The sequence below is a fragment of the Microbacterium sp. 18062 genome, from assembly GCF_902706225.1.
In the GTDB taxonomy this organism is placed as follows: domain Bacteria; phylum Actinomycetota; class Actinomycetes; order Actinomycetales; family Microbacteriaceae; genus Microbacterium.
The window spans coordinates 13779-34226 of record NZ_CACSKB010000031.1 but is presented as its reverse complement, the minus strand read 5'-3'; the positions used below and the strand labels follow the sequence as shown (position 1 = coordinate 34226).

Sequence of the window (20448 nt, the reverse complement as noted above, 5' to 3'; positions counted from 1 at the left end):
AGTGCCACGACGACGGTACAGAATTCATCAGCCGTAGCATAGGTAACCCTTACCTTAACATCAGCAGATGTTTAGTCCATGCCCAGATTTCCGGGCCCCCGAGCCAGGCTCCGCGCGACCCAGGCTCCGCCGAACCACCCCCTTGCGCCCGAGCCACCCCCTTACGCACCCCGCAGAAGGGGGTGGGTCACGCGTACAGGGGTGGGTCGCGAACCCGGTACGCGTCGCTGTGCCAGGGGAGGCGGCTCCGACGACGGGGCTCAGTGCCCGATGTAGCGGCCCGGCCGATGGTTCAGGGCGAGCACGAGGTTCAGGAGCACCGCACCACCGGCGCTCAGCAGCACCGACGGCCACGGGATCACCAGCAGCGCGGAGAGGATGATGACGAGGTCGACCATCAGCTGGGTCCATCCCGCCCGGAAGCCGGTGCGCTCCTGGATGACGAGCGCGATGACGTTGACCCCGCCGAGGCTCGAGCGGTGCCGGAAGAGGATCAGCAGCCCCACCCCGGCGAGCAGGTTGCCCGCGAGGGTGCCGTAGACCGGCTGCAGGTCCTCGATGCGGAACAGGGCGTGGTGCACGACCGAGAAACCCGAGACGAGCGCGATCGAGACGGCGGTGCGCACCGTGAAGCTCCATCCCTTCTTCCAGACGGCGAGAGCGGCGAACGGCAGGTTGACGACCGCGAAGATGAGCCAGAAGGGCCAGGTGGTCGCGTAGTCGACGAGCAGCGCGACGCCGGCCGTGCCGCCGGTCACCGCGCCGCTCGACTGCAGCAGGTACAGTCCGAGGGAGGCCACGAAGGTGCCCGTGAGGATGCCGAGGACGTCCTCGGGAACGCTGTGGGCGGTGCTCTTGTCGAACACGAGGGTGGCCGCCGTGTGCGCGTGCTGCTCGGAGCTGATCACGGCACCCATGGTCTCACCCGCGCGCACCGGTCGCCCGGAATCCGATCGACGACCGGCGACGAATCACTCACGGGAATGGATCCGGCGGCGGCGTGGTTATTCCAGTGCTCGGTCCCGCAAGGGGCCGGAGGAGGGGAACGTGGGTAAGAACTACATCGACATCGAGAACGACCGCGGTGAGATGCTGCGGTACCGCAAGCACGTCAACGGCCGTGGCCTCGTCGCCAACGGCGCGAAGGTGCATCCGACGGCCTTCGTCGAGGCCGGGGCGTACATCGAACCGGGCGTGCAGATCGCCGCGGGCGCTTTCGTGGGCCGCGGCGCGTGGATCGAGAGCGATGTCGTCATCGGGCCGAAGGCCCACGTGGCGCCCCACGCCCACATCGGGCCCAAGGCGCAGTTGGGCGCCGGCGCGCAGATCGGCGTGCGCACGCAGATCGGACAGGGCGCGAGCGTCGCCGGAGGATCGCTCATCGGCGACGACCAGACCATCGGCGACGGCGAACGGGTCGCGACCGACAGGCGCGGACTGCGCCTCGCCGCCTGAACGGGCGGGTTAGCCTGGCGGGGTGAGCGGACAGCGCGGCAAGGGCCGGGATGCATCGGGCCGGCGGCCCGGCGGCGGCCCCGCTCGCTCGGCGAAGCCGTCCGCCCGTGACGGCAAGCCCGCGGGCCGCGCCGCGACATCCGCGCGCTCCGCGAAGCCCACGACGGCGCGCGAGCCCGTCGAGGCCTCCCCGCCGCCCGGACCGTTCCGGCTCGGCGCCGTGCCGGGGGCGACCCCCGGGAAGTGGATCGACACCTGGCAGGAGCGGATGCCGCGGCATCCGCTCGAGCTCGTCGCGCTGACCGTCGCGGCCCAGGTCGAGGCGCTCCGCGCGGGAGACGTCGACGCGGCGATCGTGCGCCTGCCGCTGGCCGCCGCGGACCTGCACGTCATCCCGCTGTACGAAGAGGTTCCGGTCGTGGTGTGCGCGCGCGACTCGCACCTGACCGTCGCCGACGAGCTGTCCCCCGCCGACCTCGCCGGCGAGGTGCTCATCGTGCCCGCCGACGACGTGCTCGACGTCGCCGTGCCCGGAACCGTCCCGCCGCGGTTCGCGCAGCCCGACACCACCGAGGACGCGATCGAGACCGTCGCCGCGGGCGTCGGCATCGTGGTCGTGCCGATGTCGCTCGCGCGTCTGCACCACCGCAAGGACGTGGAGCACCGGCCGCTGCGCGACGGACCCGCATCGGGCGTCGCTCTCGCCTGGGTCGCCGAGCGGACCACCCCCCTGGTCGAGACGTTCGTCGGCATCGTGCGGGGTCGTTCGGCGCGCTCCAGCCGCACCTGACGCCCGCGCCGCGGCCGTGCCCGGCGTCCCATCGAGACGCCCGGGGTGCGGGAGGGGACGGAGTGCCTCTGCAGACCGCGACGCATAGACTTTTCGGCATGGAACCGCGCCCGCTGCTGTATCTGTGCGTGCGCCCGCAACGCGATGCCGCCGACGGCGAGTACGCCTCGTTCCGCACCGCGACCGGCCTCGACGAGCAGCGACTGCACGCGTGGGATCTCGTCTCGGCTCCTCTGCCCGCCGACGCCCTCGACCGCTACGCCGGGTTCATCGTCGGCGGAAGCCCCTTCAACGCCACCGAGACGCACAAGTCCGACGTGCAGCGCCGGCTCGAGGCCGACCTGGAGCGCGTCGCCACCGCGGCCGCCGCATCCCACACCGCCGCGCTGTTCACCTGCTACGGGATCGGCGTCGTCACGCGGATGCTGGGCGGCCGGGTCAGCCGCGACCTGCCCGAGGACACGGGCCCCGCCACCGTGGCGCTCACCGCCGAGGGGCGCGCCGATCCGCTCTTCCGGGTGCTGCCCGACCGGTTCGACGCGTTCACCGCGCACAAGGAGGGCAGCGCGGACCTCCCCTCCGGCGCCGTCCTGCTCGCGACCAACGACGCCTGCCCGGTGCAGGCCTACCGCGTGGGGGAACACCTCTATGCGACGCAGTTCCATCCCGAGCCGACGCCGCGGGACTTCACTGCCAGGATGACGATCTACCGCGACGCCGGATACTTCGACCCGGCCGAGTTCGATCTGGTCGCGGAGCGGGTGCTCACCGCATCCGTTGACGCACCCGCGGGGCTGCTGCGCTCCTTCGCTACCGCGTTCGCAGCCGCCTGATCGCCGTCACCGCGACGATCAGCACCGCCACGATGATCGCGGCGACGCCGAGCACGACGCTCGGCGGCTCGCCGCCGATGCGCCCGACCGCGAGCCATGACAGCCCCCAGGCGAGGGCGAGCGCCGGCGCGATCCGGCCGCGGCCGATCCAGCCGATGCCGCACCCGACGAGCGCGACGACGACCAGCACCACGAGGCCCCAGACCTCGGCCCCCGCCTCCCACTCCGCGGGGGCGATCTGCGTCAACCACGCCGAGACGTTCGCGACGGTCGCGAGCGTCACCCAGCCGAGGTGCAGGCCCGTGACGCCGTCGACCAGCGAGGCTTCGAGCCATCCGCCCGCCGACGATCGCACCACGCGGCGGAAGACGACGCCGAGGACGGCCAGCAGCAGCGCGATCACGAGCACCGTGACCAGAAGAGTCGTGAACTGCGCGGCCACCAGCCAGAGGCCGTTCAGCACCTCGGTCAGCGCGATACCCCATCCGAGCGTCCGCTGCCGCGGATCCCTGCGCCGCGCGGGCAACGCCTGCCACACCGCGTAGGCGATCAGGCCGGCGTAGATCACGGACCAGATCGAGAACGCCGGACCCGCCGGGGCGAGATACGAGCCGTCAGCCGCCAGCGCCCCGTCCTGCAGCTCCTGCACCGGGGTGCCGCCCCAGAGTCCGGCACCGACCGTCGCCGCGACGAGCATGAAGCACGTCGCCGCGACGACCGAGATCTGGCGGAGGAGGTCCCGAGGGGACGCGTCGACGCTCATGCGTTCACGGTACGAACCCCGCCGCGCCGACCGGGCGGGGTTGACAGTCCGGCACGGTGACGGGCGACCGCTCGGGCCGGGGGCGCCCGGCGCCCGAGGGTCGCGGCGTTCATCGCTGGCTCGCCAGCACGCGGGCGGACTCCCGCTCGGCCCGCTCGTTGCGCTTGCCGGCGCGCGAGCCGGCGAGCTTCGCGCGGATGTGGTCGCCCACCGTGATCGGCTCGTAGAGGTCGGGATGGTCCGCATCCACGCACGAGGGCAGCGTCTCGATGAGCGCGTCGACGTTGCCGTCGTGGAAGAACGCCGCCGAGCGCCGGCGCTCGATCGTGCCGTCGATGACCGGGGGCTTGACCCGGTGGAGCGTCGACATCCAGCGCTCGTTCGTCCACCGTGCGGTGACGTCGCCGAGGTTGATGAGGAGCGCGCCGTCGGCCGGTTGCACGTCGTTCCACGATCCGTCGGCGCCGAGCACCTGCAGTCCGTGCACCTGGTCGGCCCAGAGGATCGTGACGATGCCGTAGTCGGTGTGCTCGCCCATGCCGATGAGGTCGCCGTCGAGGGTGACGTCGGTGCCCGGCGGCAGCGCGTAGTTGTTCATGCGCATGACGTCGAGGGAGTGGTCGGTGCGGCTCTCGAAGAAGTCCGGGGCGAGCCCGAGCGCGTCGGCGAAGATACGGGTCATCGTGCGGGCCACCCGTGCCGCCTCGCCGAAATACGCCTGCACCTGCGCCTCGAAGCCTTCGACGGCCGGCCAGAGGTTCTCCGCGTAGTCGGGCTGGGGCAGGCCGGGGGCGTCCGGGTAGTCAGCCTGGCCCGCGCCGACGTTGAACGCCTCGAAGAAGTCGTTCATGCGGCTCGCCTGCTCGACGCCGAGCGAGAGGCTCAGCGACTCGGACTTCGGCGGGCTGTAGCCGCGATTGATCTGCGGCGGGGTGCGGTAGGTCTTCTTCTCCTCGAGGTCGAGGGCGAAGAAGCGGTCCATCGCATCGGTGAGGCCGTCGATGACCGCATCCGGGATCGCGTGTCCGGTGATCTGGATGAAGCCGACCGTGCGGCAGGCGTCGTCGATCTGCCGGGCGACCTCGGCTCGGGCCTCGGCCGTGCCGTCGTTCACATAGGGCGTGATGTCGACGGTGGGGACGTGGAATGTCATGGCAACTCCTTGAAGGATGTGGTCGCCCTCGGAAGGGCGACCGGTTCGGTTGAGGCAGCCACTTCACGGTTTCCCGCCGCGGCGCGAACGCCGCGGCCCATGTTTACATGAACGCTGCGATCACTGTAGCGACAGGAGGTTTCACCCGGATTACGGATGCCGGATCGCCGAGCACGGCGCCGACGATCGGCGGGATCTCCTATGCACGACAGCCGGGATTCCGGCATCCTCGGAAGACGACGGCGGGGATTCTCCCGCCTCCGCGGCGCGGCTGCGGGCTCAACCGGTCAACAGGTCGGCCACGAGGAGATCGGCGACGGCCTCTTCCTCGACGGCGCGCCCGATCTCGGCCATCGCGGCGGCGAGACGCGAATCCCACGGTGACAGCGCAGGCCTGCCCGCCAGCTCCAGCGAGGCGTCGTCATCACGGGCGACGAGACGATAGTCGTCGGCGCCGAAGCGCCAGGGCACCCAGGGCACGCGTGCGGCGAGCGCAGACGCGATCCGCAGACCCGCCAAGTCGAAGTCGCCGTGATAGCGACACTCGGCGCCACCGGCCGTGAGGTGCTCCAAGAGCGCGACCACCGCGAACGACGGCTGCCCGGAGGTGCACACCAGAACGGGGTCGCGGCCACCGGTCGCGCGTGCCCATCGGTCGGCGGCGACCTCGACGATCGTCGGGTTCTCGCACACGTGGACGACCGCATCCGGAGGGAGGGCACCGACCCCGCCCGAGCGGACCTGCTCCAGCGTCAGGACGACGGGCACGCGCGCCTGTCGTAGGGCATCGAGCGCGGCAGCCGTCGCCGTCGCCGCCGCCGCCGCCGCCGCCGACGCTGTCGCATCCGCCGCGGCATCGACGCGGCCCGCGACCCCGAGGCACAGGGCGGTCGAGGCGAGCGCCGAGCGCTCGACGCCGGCAGCCGCCCAGACCTCGCGCGCCGACGGCCGCGGTCCGCCGGTGCCGAATCCCGCCCAGACGACAGCGAGCGCGAGGCGGCCGAGCGGGCGCGTCGCGTCGAGCCCGTGGGCGTCGCCGACCGCGCGCCGCGAGGTGCGGAAATGCTCCTCCTCCAAGAAAGGCGCGTACCACTGTGATGAACTCAATATCCACTGCAACCAACTCGACTGCCAGACCACGCGTGCTCAAATCCGCAATCGCCCTCGCTGCGATTCTTCTCGTAGCGCCGTTCACCACCGGCGCGGCAGCGACGCCTTCAACCCCACCCAGCCGGCAGGATCGCGGCCGAAGGGTCACCCGCGCGCACCGGGGACTCTCCCGGCCCGACGGCGGAGCTTCCGGTGTGATCGCAGCTTTCCGGGGCACAACGGCGGAGATTCCGAGCGACACGCGGGCGAACCAGCTGCCGACGCGGCGTGTCACCGGGAATCCCCGCCGTTGTGCATCGCACAGTGTGCATCCCCACGGGTGTGCATCGGCCAGGGCTATGCCCCGGCAGGCCGCTCCCACCGCACGCCGGGGAAACGACCGAAATCGGAGTCGAAGGTCATCACGACCGCACCGTGTCGCAGGGCGAGAGCCGCGAGATGGGCGTCATTGACGAGGTTGCCCCCGTGTCCGCCCGCGGCCTCGAGCAGGTCACGCAGACGACCCGGATGGCGCGCATCCGGCTCCGGGACGACAGCGCTCGGCGAACCGAGCCAGGCATCGACGATGTCGAGTGCCTGAGCCGGGGAGAGGGGGCGGTCGAACACCCGCGGGTGAGTGGTCAGCCGCACGAAGGCGAGCAGGCTCATCCACGGCAGGAGCACGGTCTCCGCGCCGTTCAAGGCATTGTCGAGCCACCCTTTGGCCGCGTCGTGGTGCGGAGCGTTCTGGTCGACGGCGTACAGCAGCACGTTCGCGTCGACGAGCCTCACTTGCCGAGCTCTCGCTTGCGGAGCAGCTCCTCGTCCTCCAACTCGCCGGCGAGCGCGAGCGCACGCTCCAGGGGAAGCCGCGCTCGCCCGAGGTCGAACGTCGGCGTCTCGACCCGCTCGCGTCGCGCCGTCGACGTTAGCCCCTCGATGATCGCGGCGTTCACCGCCTCTTTGAAGGTGAGGCCGCGCTCGCGCATCGCCTTGCGCACGAGACTCTCGGCATCCGGAGTGAGCGTGATCGTCGTACGAGACATGGTGGCTTGCATCATAGCATCAATAAAAGTGATGCAGTGACTCAGCAGGGGCTTCTATCCCGGCACGGGCGGGAACCATCCCACCCGTGCCGGACATCACCTGACAAAGACCACTCGGATGCTGGGGGCACGACATGAAAGCTCGAAGACTGCTCGCGACGGCGAGCCTCGTCATGGCCATCGCCCTCATCACCGTGTCGGCGCCCACAGCCGCGACCGCGGCACCCCAGACAGACGAGACAAGAACAGAACAACGCGCCTGCACCGTGGGCACGGTGCCGCAGCGGGGCGAGCCCGACCCCGACGTGCCGGTCGTCGTGTCGTGCTTCGACACGCTCACGGAGGCAGAGACGTTCGTCGAGGAGGGCGCCCCCGGCGACCTCGAGCAGCTCACCCCCCAGGCGCGCACAGACGTGACGGCAGCGAGCACCGTGATCGTCGGACGCCAGTACACCGGCACGGGGCGAACCGGCTCGGTTCTCGTGCAGTGGGGCACGGGCAGCGGATGCTACGGCGTGACCTACGGCTTCCCCTCCATGCCGTCGGGCTGGAACGACGTCATCCGGTCCTCCGAGGGCTTCAACAACTGCTGGGTGAGCGACTACGCGAACACCTCGTACGGCGGCGCCGTCTACAACTGCACCCCGTACTGCTCCTCGCTGGGCACGATGGCCGCGCAGACGTCGTCCGTCGTCTACCGGCCGTCCGGCTCACTCGGATGAGAACGGATGCAGGCGCAGCGAAGAGCAGGCGACCTCGCCCGGGACGACCGCAGCTTCGCCGAGATCGGTGATGCACAGGGTGAAGTCGTCGGGCGCCACCCCCGGCGCAGGCGAGGGATCGAGCGGGTCGGTCCGGTCCATCGCGCCGGATTCCCAGGCCAGGGTGCACATGTCGATCGCGTCGTCGATCGGCAGCACTCCGTCGGGTGAGGCAAGGCCCACGGTCGTCCCCGGAAGCGATCCGTCGGGGTTCAGGCTCGCCTCCGACAGGCAGTGCACGGTGAACGAGTCGGTCACCGGCTCCGCCGTCAGCAGCGTCGTCGCGGCGACTCCGCCCGCGACCACAAGAGCCCCCGCACCGACGATGCCGACCCGGCCGTACCAACGCTTGTACCAGGGAAGCCGGGTGAGGTCGGCGTGCATCCGCGCCACCAGGGCGTCCTCGATCGCCGTGCCGTGCGGCATCCGCTCGTTCACTCCGTCACCTCCCTCGCACCCGGCGCGACATGCGCCAGATCGCCGCGCAATCTCGCCTTCACCCGGGACAGCCGCGACTTGACCGTTCCCTCCGGAACTCCCAGCGCCACCGCCGCATCCCGGGTCGACAGCTGCTCGATCAGACACAGCACCACGACAGCCGAATCGCGAGCGTTGAGCCTGCTCAGCGCATCCTGGATCTCCGCCGACACCGCGGCTGAATCCACCATCCGCGCGACTTCGTCGGCGTGGTCGGGCTCGACGTCCTCCCGTGGGATGCGGCCGAGCAGGCGCCGATAGCGCCCCGCACCCCGAAGGTGGTTCTTTGCCGCATACGAGACGACGGTGAGCAGCCACGGAAGCGCCGAGTCATCGACCAGTCGCACGTTCTGCCGTTTGCGCCACAGCTCGGCGAACGCCGAGCTGACGACCTCCTCCGCATCCCAGGTCGATCGCGTCATCCCCAGCGCCACCCGGTAGCACGGCCGCTCGTGCCGGCGGAAGATCAGGCGGTATGCGGTCTCGTCGCCACGAGTGACACGGAACAGCAGTTCTGCGTCTGTGGGCTCGCCCTCGTGTGTCACGAAGCTCACCCCCGACGTCGACCGCTCGCGCAGCTACAGCATAATCGCGAACAACCGAACGGGCCGGGTGCGCTCCGGCCGACTCGCACCACCCGAATCGTGCTTCCTCGGCTCCGCGCACCCGGCCCTCCCTCACCGCCCCCGCCCTGTACTGTCCGGCAGCGGCGACGTGGTTCCATCCCTGCCGCATCGCCGTTCGTTCGGCACGGCGCAGAGCTCGCCCTCCTCACGATCGCGGAACACAACGGCGGGGATTCCGGACGACACGCGGGAGAGATCGCGGCCGCCGCGGCGCGTCACCGGCGATACCCGACGTTGCACACCGAGCAGGCCGCACTGCCACGGCCGAGACCCCGCCGAGACGTCAGCCGCCCCGGATCGGCAGCCCGACGAGCGGCCCACCCGGCCGTACTCGGCCGTACCCGGCCTCAGGATGCGGGCGGGCCGACGACCGCGGCGGAGTCCGGGGCGACCAGCACACCCCCGTCCTGCACCGACGCCGGGAGCGTCGCCAGCAGCACCTCGTCGCCGCCATCGTCGAGCGGGACGAGCCAGGGCTCGGCCGAGAGGTTCACCAGCACCGTCAGCGCGCCCCGGCGCAGCGCGAAGCGCCTCGCGGCGGGCGCCGCATCCGGATTCTCGGTCTCGCCGGCGAGCCGGCCGAACGCCGGGTCGGTGAGCTCGGGCCGCTCGCGGCGCAGGCGCGCGAGCTCGCGGTAGAGCGCAAGCAGGCGGGCGTGGGCACCATCGGCCGCCTCGCTCCAGTCGAGCGCCGACCGCTCGAACGTCTGCGGATCCTGAGGATCCGGCACGATCGACTCGTCCCAGCCCATCCTCGCGAACTCCTCGGCGCGGCCCTTCCGCACCGCCTCGCCCAGCCACTCCTCGGGGTGGCTGGTGAAGAACTGCCACGGCGTCGACGCACCCCACTCCTCGCCCATGAAGAGCATCGGGGTGCCCGGCGCGGTGAGCGTCAGCACGGCGGCGACGGCCAGCCGGTCGGCCGAGAGGGTCGCGGTCAGGCGATCGCCGGCGGCGCGGTTGCCGATCTGGTCGTGGTCCTGCGCGAACGTGACGAGCCGCCAGGCCGGCACCTCGGCGGGGATCGGATGGCCATGCGCGCGCCCCCGGAACGACGAGTACGTGCCGTCGTGGAAGAACCCGCTCGACCACACCTTCGGCAGCGCGCCGGGGTCGGCGAAGTCCTCGTAGTAGCCCGCGGTCTCACCGGTGAGCGCGACGTGGACAGCGTGGTGCCAGTCGTCGCTCCACTGGCCCGTGAGGCCGTATCCGCCCACCTCGCGCGGCAGGATCAGCGTCGGATCGTTGAGGTCGGACTCGGCGATGAGCGTGAGCGGGCGCCCGAGGTGCGCGGAGAGGGCATCGGATGCCTCGGCGAGCTCGCGCAGGATGTGCACCGGCTGCTCGTCGTGCAGGGCGTGCACGGCATCCAGCCGCAGGCCGTCGACCTGGTAGTCGCGCAGCCACATGAGCGCGTTGTCGACGATGAACGAGCGCACGGCGGGCTCGTCGAGGTTCACCGAGTCGCCCCAGGTGTTGCGACTGCCCTCGCGCAGGTACGGGCCGAACTCGGGCAGGTAGTTGCCCGAGGGTCCCAGGTGGTTGTAGACGACGTCCTGGATCACCGCGAGCCCCGCCGCGTGCGCGGCGTCGACGAAGCGGGCGTAGGCCTCGGGCCCCCCGTACGTCTCGTGCACGGTGTACCAGAGCACCCCGTCGTAGCCCCAGTTGTGCACGCCGTTGAACCCGTTGACCGGCAGCAGCTCGACGTGCGTGACGCCGATGTCGACGAGGTGCCCGAGCTTCGCGGCGGCGGCATCGAGGGTGCCCTCGGGGGTGAAGGTGCCGACGTGCAGCTCGTAGATCAGTCCCCCGGCCAGCTGCCGGCCAGTCCACGCGTCATCGCTCCAGATCTCCGCGAGCGCGGCCGGGTCGACATGGGCGGATGCGGCGTGCACCCCGTCGGGCTGGCGCCGCGAGCGCGGGTCGGGGCGGAGGGATCCGCCGGAGTCGCGCCCCAGCTGCGAGCCGTCGCCCTCGCCGTCGAGCACGCCGTCACCGTCGAGCACGAAGCCGTACCGCTGGCCGTCGGCGAGCGTCACGTCGCCGCGCCACCATCCGCCACCGGCCGGGAGGAGCTCGACATCCGTCGCGTCGGTCGCGGACGGCTTCGGGCCGGCACCCACACCTGAGATCGCCGCGCCTCCCGCGGCCGCCGCCACATCCGCCGTCGGCCAGGTCCGCACCCGCACCCGCTGCGCCTTCGGCGCCCACACCTCGATCATGCGTTCCTCCCCGCTCCTGTACCGCCCCGGCACCCACGATCCGTGTCTCGATTGTGCAGCAGAAGACGCCCTCTGCCCTGCACAACCGAGACACCTACATCAGGCTTGCTCCTCGGTGTCTCGGTTGTTCATCCACGGGACCCTTTCCTGCTGCATAGCTGAGACACGCAAACCGGGACCACCCGCGGACCGGGACCACACGCAAACCGACATCACCCGCGGACCGAGGCAGACCGAGGATGCCGGTGAGGGCTCACGCGGAGGGGCCCAGCAGGGCGACCGGGTAGGTCGCGAGCAGCTCGGACAGCGGGATCACGCCGCCGTCGAACTCGTGCCCCGTGAGCTCGTCGCGCCAGCGGCCCGCGGGCAGCAGCAGCGCCGTGTCGGTCCAGCCGCCGCGGGCGGCGAGGCCCGTCGGCAGGCGCGTCGCGAGCGCGAGCGCTCCGCCCCGGTCGAACGCGATCGCGTGAGCGGCCTCCGCGCCCACGACGGTCATCGGCCGGTACCGCGCGAAGAGGTCGGGGCGATCACGGCGCAGCCGCAGCGCCCGCGAGGTGACGAGCAGCTTCGCGACCCCGGATGCATCGACTTCGGGCAGCTCGCCCCGGGCGAACCCCGCGTCGAGGTCGGCCAGCATCCGCGCACGCAGCCCGAAGTCGACGGCGCGGCGGTTGTCGGGGTCGACGAGCGACTGCTCCCACAGCTCCGAGCCCTGGTAGACGTCGGGCACTCCGGGGGCGGCGAGCTGCAGCAGCTTCGCCGACAGGCCGTTCGACCAGCCGAACCCCGCGATCTCGGCGACGAACCCCTCGACGACCGGGCGGGCGGCGCCGCGGGCCGCATCGACGAGGGCATGCATGCGGCGCTCGAACGCCGCATCCGGGTCCCACCATCCGGTGCGCTCGGCGGCCTCGCGGGCAGCCTTCTCGGCGTAGGCGTGCAGGCGGTCGGATGACGCGGGCCAGGCGCCCACGATCGCCTGCCAGAGCAGGGCGTCGAACGGACCGTGCCCGGTCGAGGCGATGCCGCGGAGCTCGTCGAGCACCTCGGCCCACCGCCCCGGCACCTCGGACAGCACGTCGAGCCGCGCCCGGACGTCCTCGCCGCGCTTGGTGTCATGCGTCGACAGGGCGGTCATCGCCGCGGGCCACGCCGCCTGCCGCACCTGCTGCGCCTCGTGGAACCCGGCGACGGAGAGCGAGAACACCGACGGATCGCCGCCGACCTCGGTGAGCGAGCCGAGCCGCGTGCACCGGTAGAACGCGGTGTCCTCGACGCCCTTGGCCATCACCGGCCCGGTCGTCTGCTGGAAGCGCTGGGCGACGTCGAGCTCGGGGTCGCCCAGCACCGGGGCGAGCGCCGAGATCGCCGCCTCGAGATCGGGGCGACGGACGGCCGCGTCGGCGAGCGCCTCCTCCAGGTGCTCCCGCCCGGCCGGAAGGTACGAGCGGTACACGGGGAAGCTCGCGAGGATCTCGGCGAGGGCGTCGTCGGCGCGGTCGATCGGATGCGGCAGCTCCCGCACGAGCCGGCGGATCTCGGCGACCTGGATGGTGTCCGCGATCATCCGCTTCGTGCCGTGGATGAGGTCGGGCCACGCCTCGGCGGCGTCGAGCCCGGACTCCGCGCGCAGCCGCGCATCGAGCGCATCGAGCGGCGCCTCGCCGGCGGGGTCGACGAGCACGCGGTCGACGACGCCGAGCGCGTCGTACCCGGTCGTGCCCGCGGTGGCCCACCATCCGGCCAGGCTCTCGCCGTGCTCGAGGATCTTCTCGACCCACACCGGCGCGGCCTCCGGAACGCTGCGGCCGATCACGTGCCTGCCGGGACGCGAGCCCACCGAGACCTCGAGCGAGGGCCGTGCCGCGAACGTCGCGGCGGTGAGACGCTCGAGGTATCCCCCCGGGTCGCGCAGGCCGTCGGGGTGGTCGACCCGCAGCCCGTCGACGAGGCCCTCGCGCACCCAGCGCACGATCTCGGCGTGCGTGGCGTCGAACACCTCGGGCACCTCGACGCGTACTCCGGCGAGCGTCGTCACCGCGAAGAAGCGCCGGTAGTTCAGCTCGGTCGCCTCCGTGCGCCAGAACGCGAGGCGGTAGTGCTGCCGATCGAGCACCGTGCGCACCGCATCCGGGTCAGCGGGGTCGGTGATGCCGTCGAGCGAACCGGGCGCCAGCGGGAAGACGTGGTCGTGGTAGCGGAGCAGGCCGTCGGGGGCGTCGGCAGCGGGAGTCGGCTCGACCGACAGCTCGTAGACCGCCTCGTCGAGAGCGGCGCCTAGCACGGGGACGAGCACCCGGCCCTCGCCCGCATCCCCGTCGATGTCAAAGGCCGTCGCGTGGGGCGATGCGCGTCCGCGGCGCAGGACGTCCCACCACCAGGGGTTCTCGCGCGGGGCGGAGATGCCCATGTGGTTCGGCACGATGTCCACCAGCACGCCGAGCCCCGACGCGCGCGCGGCCGCCGAGAACGCCGCGAGCCCCTCGGCCCCGCCCCGCGCCGGGTCGACGCGCGTCGGGTCGACGACGTCGTAGCCGTGATCGGACCCGCTCGTCGCCCGCAGCAGAGGAGAGAGGTATGTCCACGAGACCCCGAGGTCGCGCAGGTACGGAACGACGGATGCGGCCGCGTCCAGGTCGAACGACGGCCGGATCTGCAGGCGGTATGTCGACAGCGGTCGCATCGCGGCTACTTCGGCAGCTCGGACTTGGGGGCGGCGCTCGTCACCTCGTCGATCGTGCCGGTGAGCGCCTGCGCGAGCGACGCCGCGACCGAGTGGTCGACCTCGACATCGGCCGCATGGTGCTCGCACAGCACCATGAGCGACTTCGACGCGACCGCGAGCGTGCCGCCGGGGTCGATCGGCTCGGTGTTGGCCCGGTGCCCGGCGGTGTCGACCAGCACATCCCAGCGCGGCGAGAACTTCACGTCGGGGAGGGAGAAATCCACCTCGTCATCGCCGGCGTTGAACAGCACGATGAAGTGCTTGTCGGTGATCGTCCCCCCGCGTCGGTCGCGCTCGCGGATGCCCTGTCCGTTGAGGAACACGCCGATCGCCCGGCCGAAACCGGAGTCCCAGTCCGAGGGCTCCATCACCGAGCCGTCCGGCCGCAGCCACACGATGTCGGGGACGCGTCCCTCCTCGACCCGCACCGGGCGCCCGTCGAAGAAGCGGCTGCGGCGGAAGGTGGGGTGCTCGCGGCGCAAGCGGGCGAGCGCCGCGGTGAACTCCACGAGCGGCTGGTCGACGTGCTCCCAGTCGACCCAGGTCAGCTCGTTGTCCTGCGCGTACCCGTTGTTGTTGCCCTGCTGGGTGCGCCCGAGCTCGTCGCCGTGCAGCAGCATGGGCACGCCCTGGCTGAGCAGCAGCGTCGCGATGAAGTTGCGCTGCTGACGCGCGCGCATCTCGAGCACGGCCGGGTCGTCGGTGGGGCCCTCGACGCCGAAGTTGTACGAGCGGTTGTGCGACTCGCCGTCCTTGCCGTCCTCGCCGTTGGCGTCGTTGTGCTTCTCGTTGTACGAGACGAGGTCGCGCAGCGTGAAGCCGTCGTGGGCGGTGACGAAATTGATGGATGCCACGGGCCGGCGGCCGTCGTGCTCGTACAGGTCGGCCGACCCGGTGAGCCGTGACGCGAACTCGCCGAGGGTGGACGGCTCGCCGCGCCAGAAGTCCCGGACCGTGTCGCGGTACTTGCCGTTCCACTCCGTCCACTGCGGCGGGAAGTTGCCCACCTGGTAGCCGCCGGGGCCGACGTCCCACGGCTCGGCGATGAGCTTGACCTGCGAGACCACCGGATCCTGCTGCACGAGCTCGAAGAACGCGGCCAGCCGGTCGACGTCGTAGAACTCGCGGGCGAGGGTCGCGGCGAGGTCGAACCGGAACCCGTCGACGTGCATCTCCAGCACCCAGTAGCGCAGCGAGTCCATGATCAGCTGCAGCGCGTGCGGGTTGCCGACGTTCAGGCTGTTGCCGGTGCCCGTGTAGTCGGTGTAGTAGCGCTTGTCGTCGTCTTCGAGCCGGTAGTAGGCGGCGTTGTCGATGCCGCGCATCGACATGGTGGGGCCGAGGTGGTTGCCCTCGGCGGTGTGGTTGTAGACCACGTCGAGGATGACCTCGATGCCCGCCGCGTGCAGGGCCCGCACCATCCCCTTGAACTCCTGCACCTGCTGGCCCCGCTCACCGGTCGAGGAGTACGTGTTCTGCGGCGCGAGGAAGGCGATCGTGTTGTAGCCCCAGTAGTTCGACAGGCCCTTCTGCTGCAGGGTGTCGTCGTCGACGAACTGGTGCACGGGCATCAGCTCGATGGCGGTGACGCCCAGCTTCTTCAGGTGCTCGATGATCGCGGGGTGCGCGATCGCGCTGTAGGTGCCGCGGATCTCCTCGGGGATGTCGGGGTGCCGCGCGGTGAGCCCCTTGACGTGCGCCTCGTAGATGAAGGTCTCGGAGTACGGCGTCTTCGGCAGACGGTCGCCGCCCCAGTCGAAGAAGGGGTTCACGACGACCCCCTTCATCATGTGCGCCGCGGAGTCCTCGTCGTTACGCGAGTCCGGGTCGCCGAAGGTGTAGCCGAACACGGCCTGGTCCCAGTCGACCTGGCCCTCGACGGCCTTCGCGTAGGGGTCCAGCAGCAGCTTGTTCGCGTTGAAGCGCTGACCGGATGCGGGGTCGTACTCGCCGTGCACCCGGTAGCCGTACCGCTGCCCGGGCGCGATGTTCGGCAGGTACGCGTGCCACACGAACGCGTCGACGTCGATCAGGTCGACCCGCGTCTCGTTCCCGTCGCCGTCGAACAGGCACAGCTCGACCCGGTCGGCACCCTCGCTGAACAGCGCGAAGTTGGTGCCGTTCCCGTCGAACGTGGCCCCCAGCGGATAGGTCGAACCCGGCCACGTCTGCACATCGTCCCCTGACTTCGGAAGCGATCCCACATTAGCGGGGTCGGATCGCACGGATGAACCGGTCAGGCCGGATGGCGCGGGGGATTCCGTCATGCGTCGAGCCTTCCGCATCCGCATCCGTCCGCCCCGGGGCTTGACGCGCGGCCGTGCTCGCCTGCCCGGCCCGCGTCAGGCGCGCGGCGGCGGACTGCGCAGCAGGGCGACGCGATCGCGCAGGTAGTCCGCGAGGGGCTGGTACGCGCCCGCCGTGCTCCAGCGCACGGACGCAACGCCGTCCCGGACGGCGAGGGGGCCGGATGCCTCGCCTCGGTCGAGAGCGGAGGCATCGAGCCGCGTCCACCCGATGTGCACGGCGGCGCCCTCGGGGAAGCCGCCCCGGAACGCCGCGGCGGCCGTCGCCGCCCGTTCGCGCTGCGACTCGGCGGTGAACCCGCGACGCTCCTCCTCGCGGGCGCGCACGATGTCGCCGGTCGCGAACACCGCGTCGTCGGTGAGCAGCAGCACGCCCACGTGCCAGGCGTCTCCGACCGGGACGATCCGCGGGGCGCGCGTCAGCCCCAGGATGCGGCGCGGCGCGGCCCACTCCCCGATCGGCTCCGTGGGCACCGCGGCCAGTTCCGCGCGGGCGCGGGCGAACAGCTCTTCGACCTCGCTCACGCCGTCCATTCTGCCCGTGCCCGGATCGCGCGGGCCCCGCAGCAGGCTGTCCTGACCCGCGGGCGCCCGTATCCGGAGCCCACACGTCGGGGCGGGTGCGGGGAGGGGCGGACCCGCGTCGAGGTCAGATGCGCAGCGTCGGCCCGGAGGGGCCGTGCAGTTCGCGGTGCAGACGCTCCATCCGCTCGTCCAGCGCCGCGGCGGTGTCGGCGGCCTCCTTCAGGTCGTCGATCAGGCGGTTCGGCACCTGACGGGCGTACTTGTAGTAGATCTTGTGCTCGAGGCTCGCCCAGAAGTCCATCGCGATCGTGCGGAACTGCACCTCGACGGGCACGCGCACGGGGCCGGTGGAGAGGAAGACGGGCACCTCGACGATCGCATGGAGGCTCTTGTAGCCGTTCGCCTTGGGAGTGGCGATGTAGTCCTTCACCTCGCGGACGGTGACGTCGTCCTGCTGGGTGAGCAGATCGAACAGCCGGTAGGCGTCGGCGGTGAAGCTGCAGGTCACCCGGACGCCGGCGATGTCGGTGATGTGGGCGCGGATGGACGAGAAGCCCGGGTCGATGCCCTTGCGCCCGACCTTCTCCACGAGGCTGTCGGGCGACTTGACCCGGCTCGAGACGTGCTCGATCGGGTTGTAGTCGTGCATCTGCTGGAACTCTTCGCGCAGGATCGAGATCTTCGTCTCGATCTCCTGCATCCCGAACCGGTACTCGAGCAGGAACCTCTGCATCTCGTCGCGCACGGCGCGCAGCTGCGCGGCCGAGACGGTGACCTGTGCCTCATCGAGCGGGATCGTCATGCGTACGACGCTACGGCCACCCCCTCCGGGAGTGCTGTGAGGTCCTGCAGCGATGGCGGCGCCCCGTCCTTCGAGGTGAGCGGGGCGGGGATGCGGGCGGTCCGGCCGGCAGAGGGCGTCAGGCCGGCAGCACCCGGGCGGCCTGACGGGCGGCCCCGAGGGCGACGTACTCGCCCGGAGCCGGGACCTCCACCGGCATCCCGAACACCTCCGGCGCAATCCGGCGGACGGCCTCGGACTGCGCGGCGCCCCCGATGAGCAGCGCGCGCTCGAGGGGCACGCCGAGATCGCGGAGGGCCGCGAGTCCTGCGCCGAGGCCGCCGAGCATCCCCTCGACGGCCGCGCGCGCGAGGTTCTCCCGCGTGGTCGAGGCGAGCGTCATCCCGAACAGGGAGGCGGTGGCGTCCGGCAGGTTCGGGGTGCGCTCGCCCTCGAAGTACGGCTCGAGCCGGAGTCCCCCGGCCCCGGATGCGGCAGCGAGCGCGAGATCGCTGAGTCCGGCGTGGTCGGTGCCGAGCAGGCGCGCGACGACGTCGAGCACGCGCGCGGCGTTCAGCGTCACGACGATCGGGAGGAAGTGCCCGTCGGCGTCGGCGAACCCGGCGACCGTGCCGGTCGGGTCCACGGTGCGCTTCTCGCTGACCGCGAAGACCGTGCCGCTCGTGCCGATGGAGACGATCACGTCGCCGGGCCCCGCCCCCACGCCGAGGGCCGCGCCCGCGTTGTCGCCGGCACCCGGTCCGACGCGGCGGCCGTCCGCGTCCGCGACGCTCTCGGCGGGTCCGAGCACCCGCGGCAGCACCGCGTCGTGTCCGAGCGCCGCGCGCAGCAGCTTGCGGTCGTACTCGCCGCTGGCCGGTGACCAGTAGCCGGTGCCCGAGGCGTCCGAGCGGTCCGTCACGAGCTCCTCGAGCACGGGGCCGCGGGCCGACTCGCCCGCGGGTCCGAACCCGCGCAGCCGCCAGGTCAGCCAGTCGTGCGGCAGGGCGACCGCCGCCACGCGCGCGGCGTTGTCGGGCTCGTGGTCGCGCAGCCACCGCAGCTTCGTGATCGTGAACGAGGCGACCGGCACGAGCCCCGTGCGCTCGGCGAGCGCGTCCGCCCCGAGCTCGGCGACCAGGTCTGCGGCGGCGCCGCCGGAGCGGGTGTCGTTCCAGAGCAGCGCCGGACGGACGACCCGGCCGTCCGCGTCGAGCACGACCATCCCGTGCTGCTGCCCGCCGATCGCCCACGCATCGACGTCGCCGAGGCCGCCGGCATCGGCGATCGCCGCGCGAAGCGCCATCCACCATGCCTCCGGATCGACCTCGGTGCCGTCCGGATGCGGCGACCGCCCCTCGCGCACGATCCTCCCGGCGTCGTCGAGCACGACGACCTTGCACGACTGGGTCGACGAGTCGACCCCCATCACGAGCGCCATGCGCTCCTCCTCATGTCTCTCTGGCCGCGGGTCGCCCCTCGGTTCCCGCGTCTGCGCCGGCGACCCGCGTGTCGTCCGCCGGGGCTCCGCGACCGCAAAGCGGGCGTGGACAGGCGGGAGGGACAGTCTCGTCGATCGGGCGACCCCGGGTCCCGCCGATGCGCAACCGGCCCGGTCGCCCTGACGCCACCGACGGCGCCCTGGCGGCGCCGTCACCATCCGGCAACGCCGCCGTCAGCATCCCGCACCCGGACCCGGTCAGCGGGCGCCGAGCAGGTGCTCGGTCGCGAGCTGCTGAAGGCGCACGAAGCCGAAGCCCTTGCCGCCGAGGTAGGCGGACGCGTCGAAGTCCTCGTACGCCGAGCGATCGGCGAGCAGGTCGTCGTACGACTCGCCGGCGTCGAGCGTCGGCTGCGCGAGCTCGGCGACCCTCGCGACCGCGAGGGCCTCCTGCACCTCGGGATCGGCGCGGAACGCCGCCGCGCGCTCCTTGAGCAGCAGGTACGTGCGCATGTTCGCCGCGGCGGACTCCCAGACCCCGGCCTCGTCCTCCGTGCGCGAGGGCTTGTAGTCGAAGTGGCGCGGACCGTCGTACGCCGGCCCGCCGGAGGGGCCGCCGTTCTCGAGGAGATCGACGAGCGCGAAGGCGTTGTGCAGATCGCCGTGGCCGAACACGAGGTCCTGGTCGTACTTGATGCCGCGCTGCCCGTTGAGGTCGATGTGGAAGAGCTTGCCGTGGTACAGCGCCTGGGCGATGCCGGCGGCGAAGTTCAGCCCCGCCATCTGCTCGTGACCCACCTCGGGGTTCACACCCACGAGCTCCGGCCGCTCGAGCGAGTCGATGAACGCGAGCGCGTGGCCGAGCGTCGGCAGCAGGATGTCGCCGCGGGGCTCGTTGGGCTTCGGCTCGATCGCGAACCGGATGTCGTATCCTTTGTCGGTCACGTAGTCGCCGAGGAGGTTCACGGCCTCGCGGTAGCGCTCGAGCGCCGAGCGCACGTCCTTCGCAGCGTCGTACTCGGCGCCCTCGCGGCCGCCCCACATCACGAACGTCTTGGCGCCCAGCTCCGCGGCGAGATCGAGGTTGCGCAGGACCTTCCGCAACGCGAACCGGCGCACCTGGCGGTCGTTGGAGGTGAAGCCGCCGTCCTTGAAGACCGGGGCGGAGAAGAGGTTCGTCGTGATCATCGGGACGACGACGCCCGTGGCGGCGAGGGCACCCTTGAGCCGGTCGATCTGCGTCTGGCGCTCGGCATCCGTGGATCCGAAGGCGAACAGGTCGTCGTCGTGGAAGGTGAGGCCGTAGGCGCCGAGCTCGGCGAGCTTCTCGACGGCGTGCACCACGTCGAGCGGGGGGCGCGTGGGTCCGCCGAACGGGTCGGTCCCGTTGTAGCCGATGGTCCAGAGCCCGAACGAGAACTTGTCGGCGGGGGTGGGCGGGGGGATGGACAT

Annotated in this window: 19 protein-coding genes; 4 read left to right on the top strand and 15 right to left on the bottom strand. The window is 71.7% G+C overall.

The genetic code is table 11. The features are described 5' to 3' along the window. Window positions 1–260 precede the first annotated feature (260 nt). Window positions 261–917, bottom strand: a complete 657-nt coding sequence (locus GVL03_RS12345) for a YitT family protein (RefSeq protein ID WP_159501304.1) — start codon at window positions 915–917, stop codon at window positions 261–263. Window positions 918–1047: 130 nt separating this feature from the next. On the opposite strand from GVL03_RS12345, the gene GVL03_RS12340 reads away from it, so the two are divergent. From GVL03_RS12340 to GVL03_RS12330, 3 genes are all read left to right on the top strand, one after another. Then, window positions 1048–1455 (top strand): transferase, encoded by a 408-nt coding sequence (locus GVL03_RS12340; RefSeq protein WP_159501303.1) that lies wholly within the window; start codon window positions 1048–1050, stop codon window positions 1453–1455. Between the two features lie 22 nt (window positions 1456–1477). Next, a complete protein-coding gene (locus GVL03_RS12335; RefSeq protein WP_159501302.1) occupies window positions 1478–2245 on the top strand; it encodes a LysR substrate-binding domain-containing protein in 768 nt (255 codons plus the stop codon). 98 nt (window positions 2246–2343) lie between these two features. Beyond that, entirely contained in the window at window positions 2344–3078 is a 735-nt protein-coding gene (locus GVL03_RS12330; RefSeq protein WP_159501301.1) for a glutamine amidotransferase, read from the top strand. Here the strand turns inward: GVL03_RS12330 and GVL03_RS12325 are convergent. From GVL03_RS12325 to GVL03_RS12305, 5 genes are all read right to left on the bottom strand, one after another. Beyond that, complete coding sequence (locus GVL03_RS12325; protein ID WP_159501300.1) at window positions 3056–3841, bottom strand: tryptophan-rich sensory protein; 786 nt, start codon at window positions 3839–3841, stop codon at window positions 3056–3058. The two genes, GVL03_RS12330 and GVL03_RS12325, sit on opposite strands and share 23 nt — an antisense overlap. A gap of 109 nt (window positions 3842–3950) precedes the next feature. Further along, entirely contained in the window at window positions 3951–4994 is a 1044-nt protein-coding gene (locus GVL03_RS12320) for an isopenicillin N synthase family oxygenase (RefSeq protein WP_159501299.1), read from the bottom strand. A gap of 279 nt (window positions 4995–5273) precedes the next feature. After that, window positions 5274–6071 carry a DUF2399 domain-containing protein gene (locus tag GVL03_RS12315; protein WP_159501298.1) on the bottom strand — a complete coding sequence of 266 codons (798 nt, stop codon included), beginning with the start codon at window positions 6069–6071 and terminating at the stop codon, window positions 5274–5276. Window positions 6072–6440: 369 nt separating this feature from the next. Beyond that, entirely contained in the window at window positions 6441–6875 is a 435-nt protein-coding gene (locus tag GVL03_RS12310; protein WP_159501297.1) for a type II toxin-antitoxin system VapC family toxin, read from the bottom strand. Beyond that, window positions 6872–7129 carry an antitoxin gene (locus GVL03_RS12305; protein ID WP_159501296.1) on the bottom strand — a complete coding sequence of 86 codons (258 nt, stop codon included), beginning with the start codon at window positions 7127–7129 and terminating at the stop codon, window positions 6872–6874. The genes GVL03_RS12310 and GVL03_RS12305 overlap by 4 nt, the downstream gene beginning before the upstream one ends. A gap of 134 nt (window positions 7130–7263) precedes the next feature. Between GVL03_RS12305 and GVL03_RS12300 the strand changes: the two genes are divergently transcribed. Then, window positions 7264–7851 (top strand): hypothetical protein, encoded by a 588-nt coding sequence (locus GVL03_RS12300; RefSeq protein ID WP_159501295.1) that lies wholly within the window; start codon window positions 7264–7266, stop codon window positions 7849–7851. Here GVL03_RS12300 and GVL03_RS12295 read toward each other — a convergent pair. The 9 genes from GVL03_RS12295 to xylA form a co-directional block, all read right to left on the bottom strand. After that, a complete protein-coding gene (locus GVL03_RS12295) occupies window positions 7840–8328 on the bottom strand; it encodes a hypothetical protein (protein WP_159501294.1) in 489 nt (162 codons plus the stop codon). The genes GVL03_RS12300 and GVL03_RS12295 overlap by 12 nt on opposite strands. Further along, window positions 8325–8921, bottom strand: a complete 597-nt coding sequence (locus tag GVL03_RS12290) for an RNA polymerase sigma factor (RefSeq protein ID WP_159501293.1) — start codon at window positions 8919–8921, stop codon at window positions 8325–8327. Before GVL03_RS12290 ends, GVL03_RS12295 begins: the two co-directional genes overlap by 4 nt. A 419-nt stretch (window positions 8922–9340) precedes the next feature. Beyond that, window positions 9341–11218, bottom strand: a complete 1878-nt coding sequence (gene treZ / locus GVL03_RS12285; RefSeq protein ID WP_159501292.1) for a malto-oligosyltrehalose trehalohydrolase — start codon at window positions 11216–11218, stop codon at window positions 9341–9343. A 253-nt stretch (window positions 11219–11471) separates the two neighbouring features. Further along, entirely contained in the window at window positions 11472–13901 is a 2430-nt protein-coding gene (treY, locus tag GVL03_RS12280; protein WP_159501291.1) for a malto-oligosyltrehalose synthase, read from the bottom strand. Window positions 13902–13906: 5 nt separating this feature from the next. Beyond that, a complete protein-coding gene (gene glgX, locus GVL03_RS12275; RefSeq protein ID WP_159501290.1) occupies window positions 13907–16117 on the bottom strand; it encodes a glycogen debranching protein GlgX in 2211 nt (736 codons plus the stop codon). Between the two features lie 168 nt (window positions 16118–16285). Then, window positions 16286–16783, bottom strand: a complete 498-nt coding sequence (locus GVL03_RS12270) for a glutaminase (RefSeq protein WP_200847168.1) — start codon at window positions 16781–16783, stop codon at window positions 16286–16288. 115 nt (window positions 16784–16898) lie between these two features. Continuing rightward, the gene (locus GVL03_RS12265) at window positions 16899–17576 is read right to left on the bottom strand and encodes a GTP pyrophosphokinase family protein (RefSeq protein WP_159501288.1); all 678 of its coding nucleotides are present in this window, start codon (window positions 17574–17576) and stop codon (window positions 16899–16901) included. A gap of 118 nt (window positions 17577–17694) precedes the next feature. Further along, window positions 17695–18996, bottom strand: a complete 1302-nt coding sequence (gene xylB / locus GVL03_RS12260; RefSeq protein ID WP_200847167.1) for a xylulokinase — start codon at window positions 18994–18996, stop codon at window positions 17695–17697. A 258-nt stretch (window positions 18997–19254) separates the two neighbouring features. Beyond that, on the bottom strand, window positions 19255–20448 hold the full coding sequence (gene xylA / locus GVL03_RS12255; RefSeq protein WP_200847166.1) for a xylose isomerase: 1194 nt from the start codon (window positions 20446–20448) through the stop codon (window positions 19255–19257).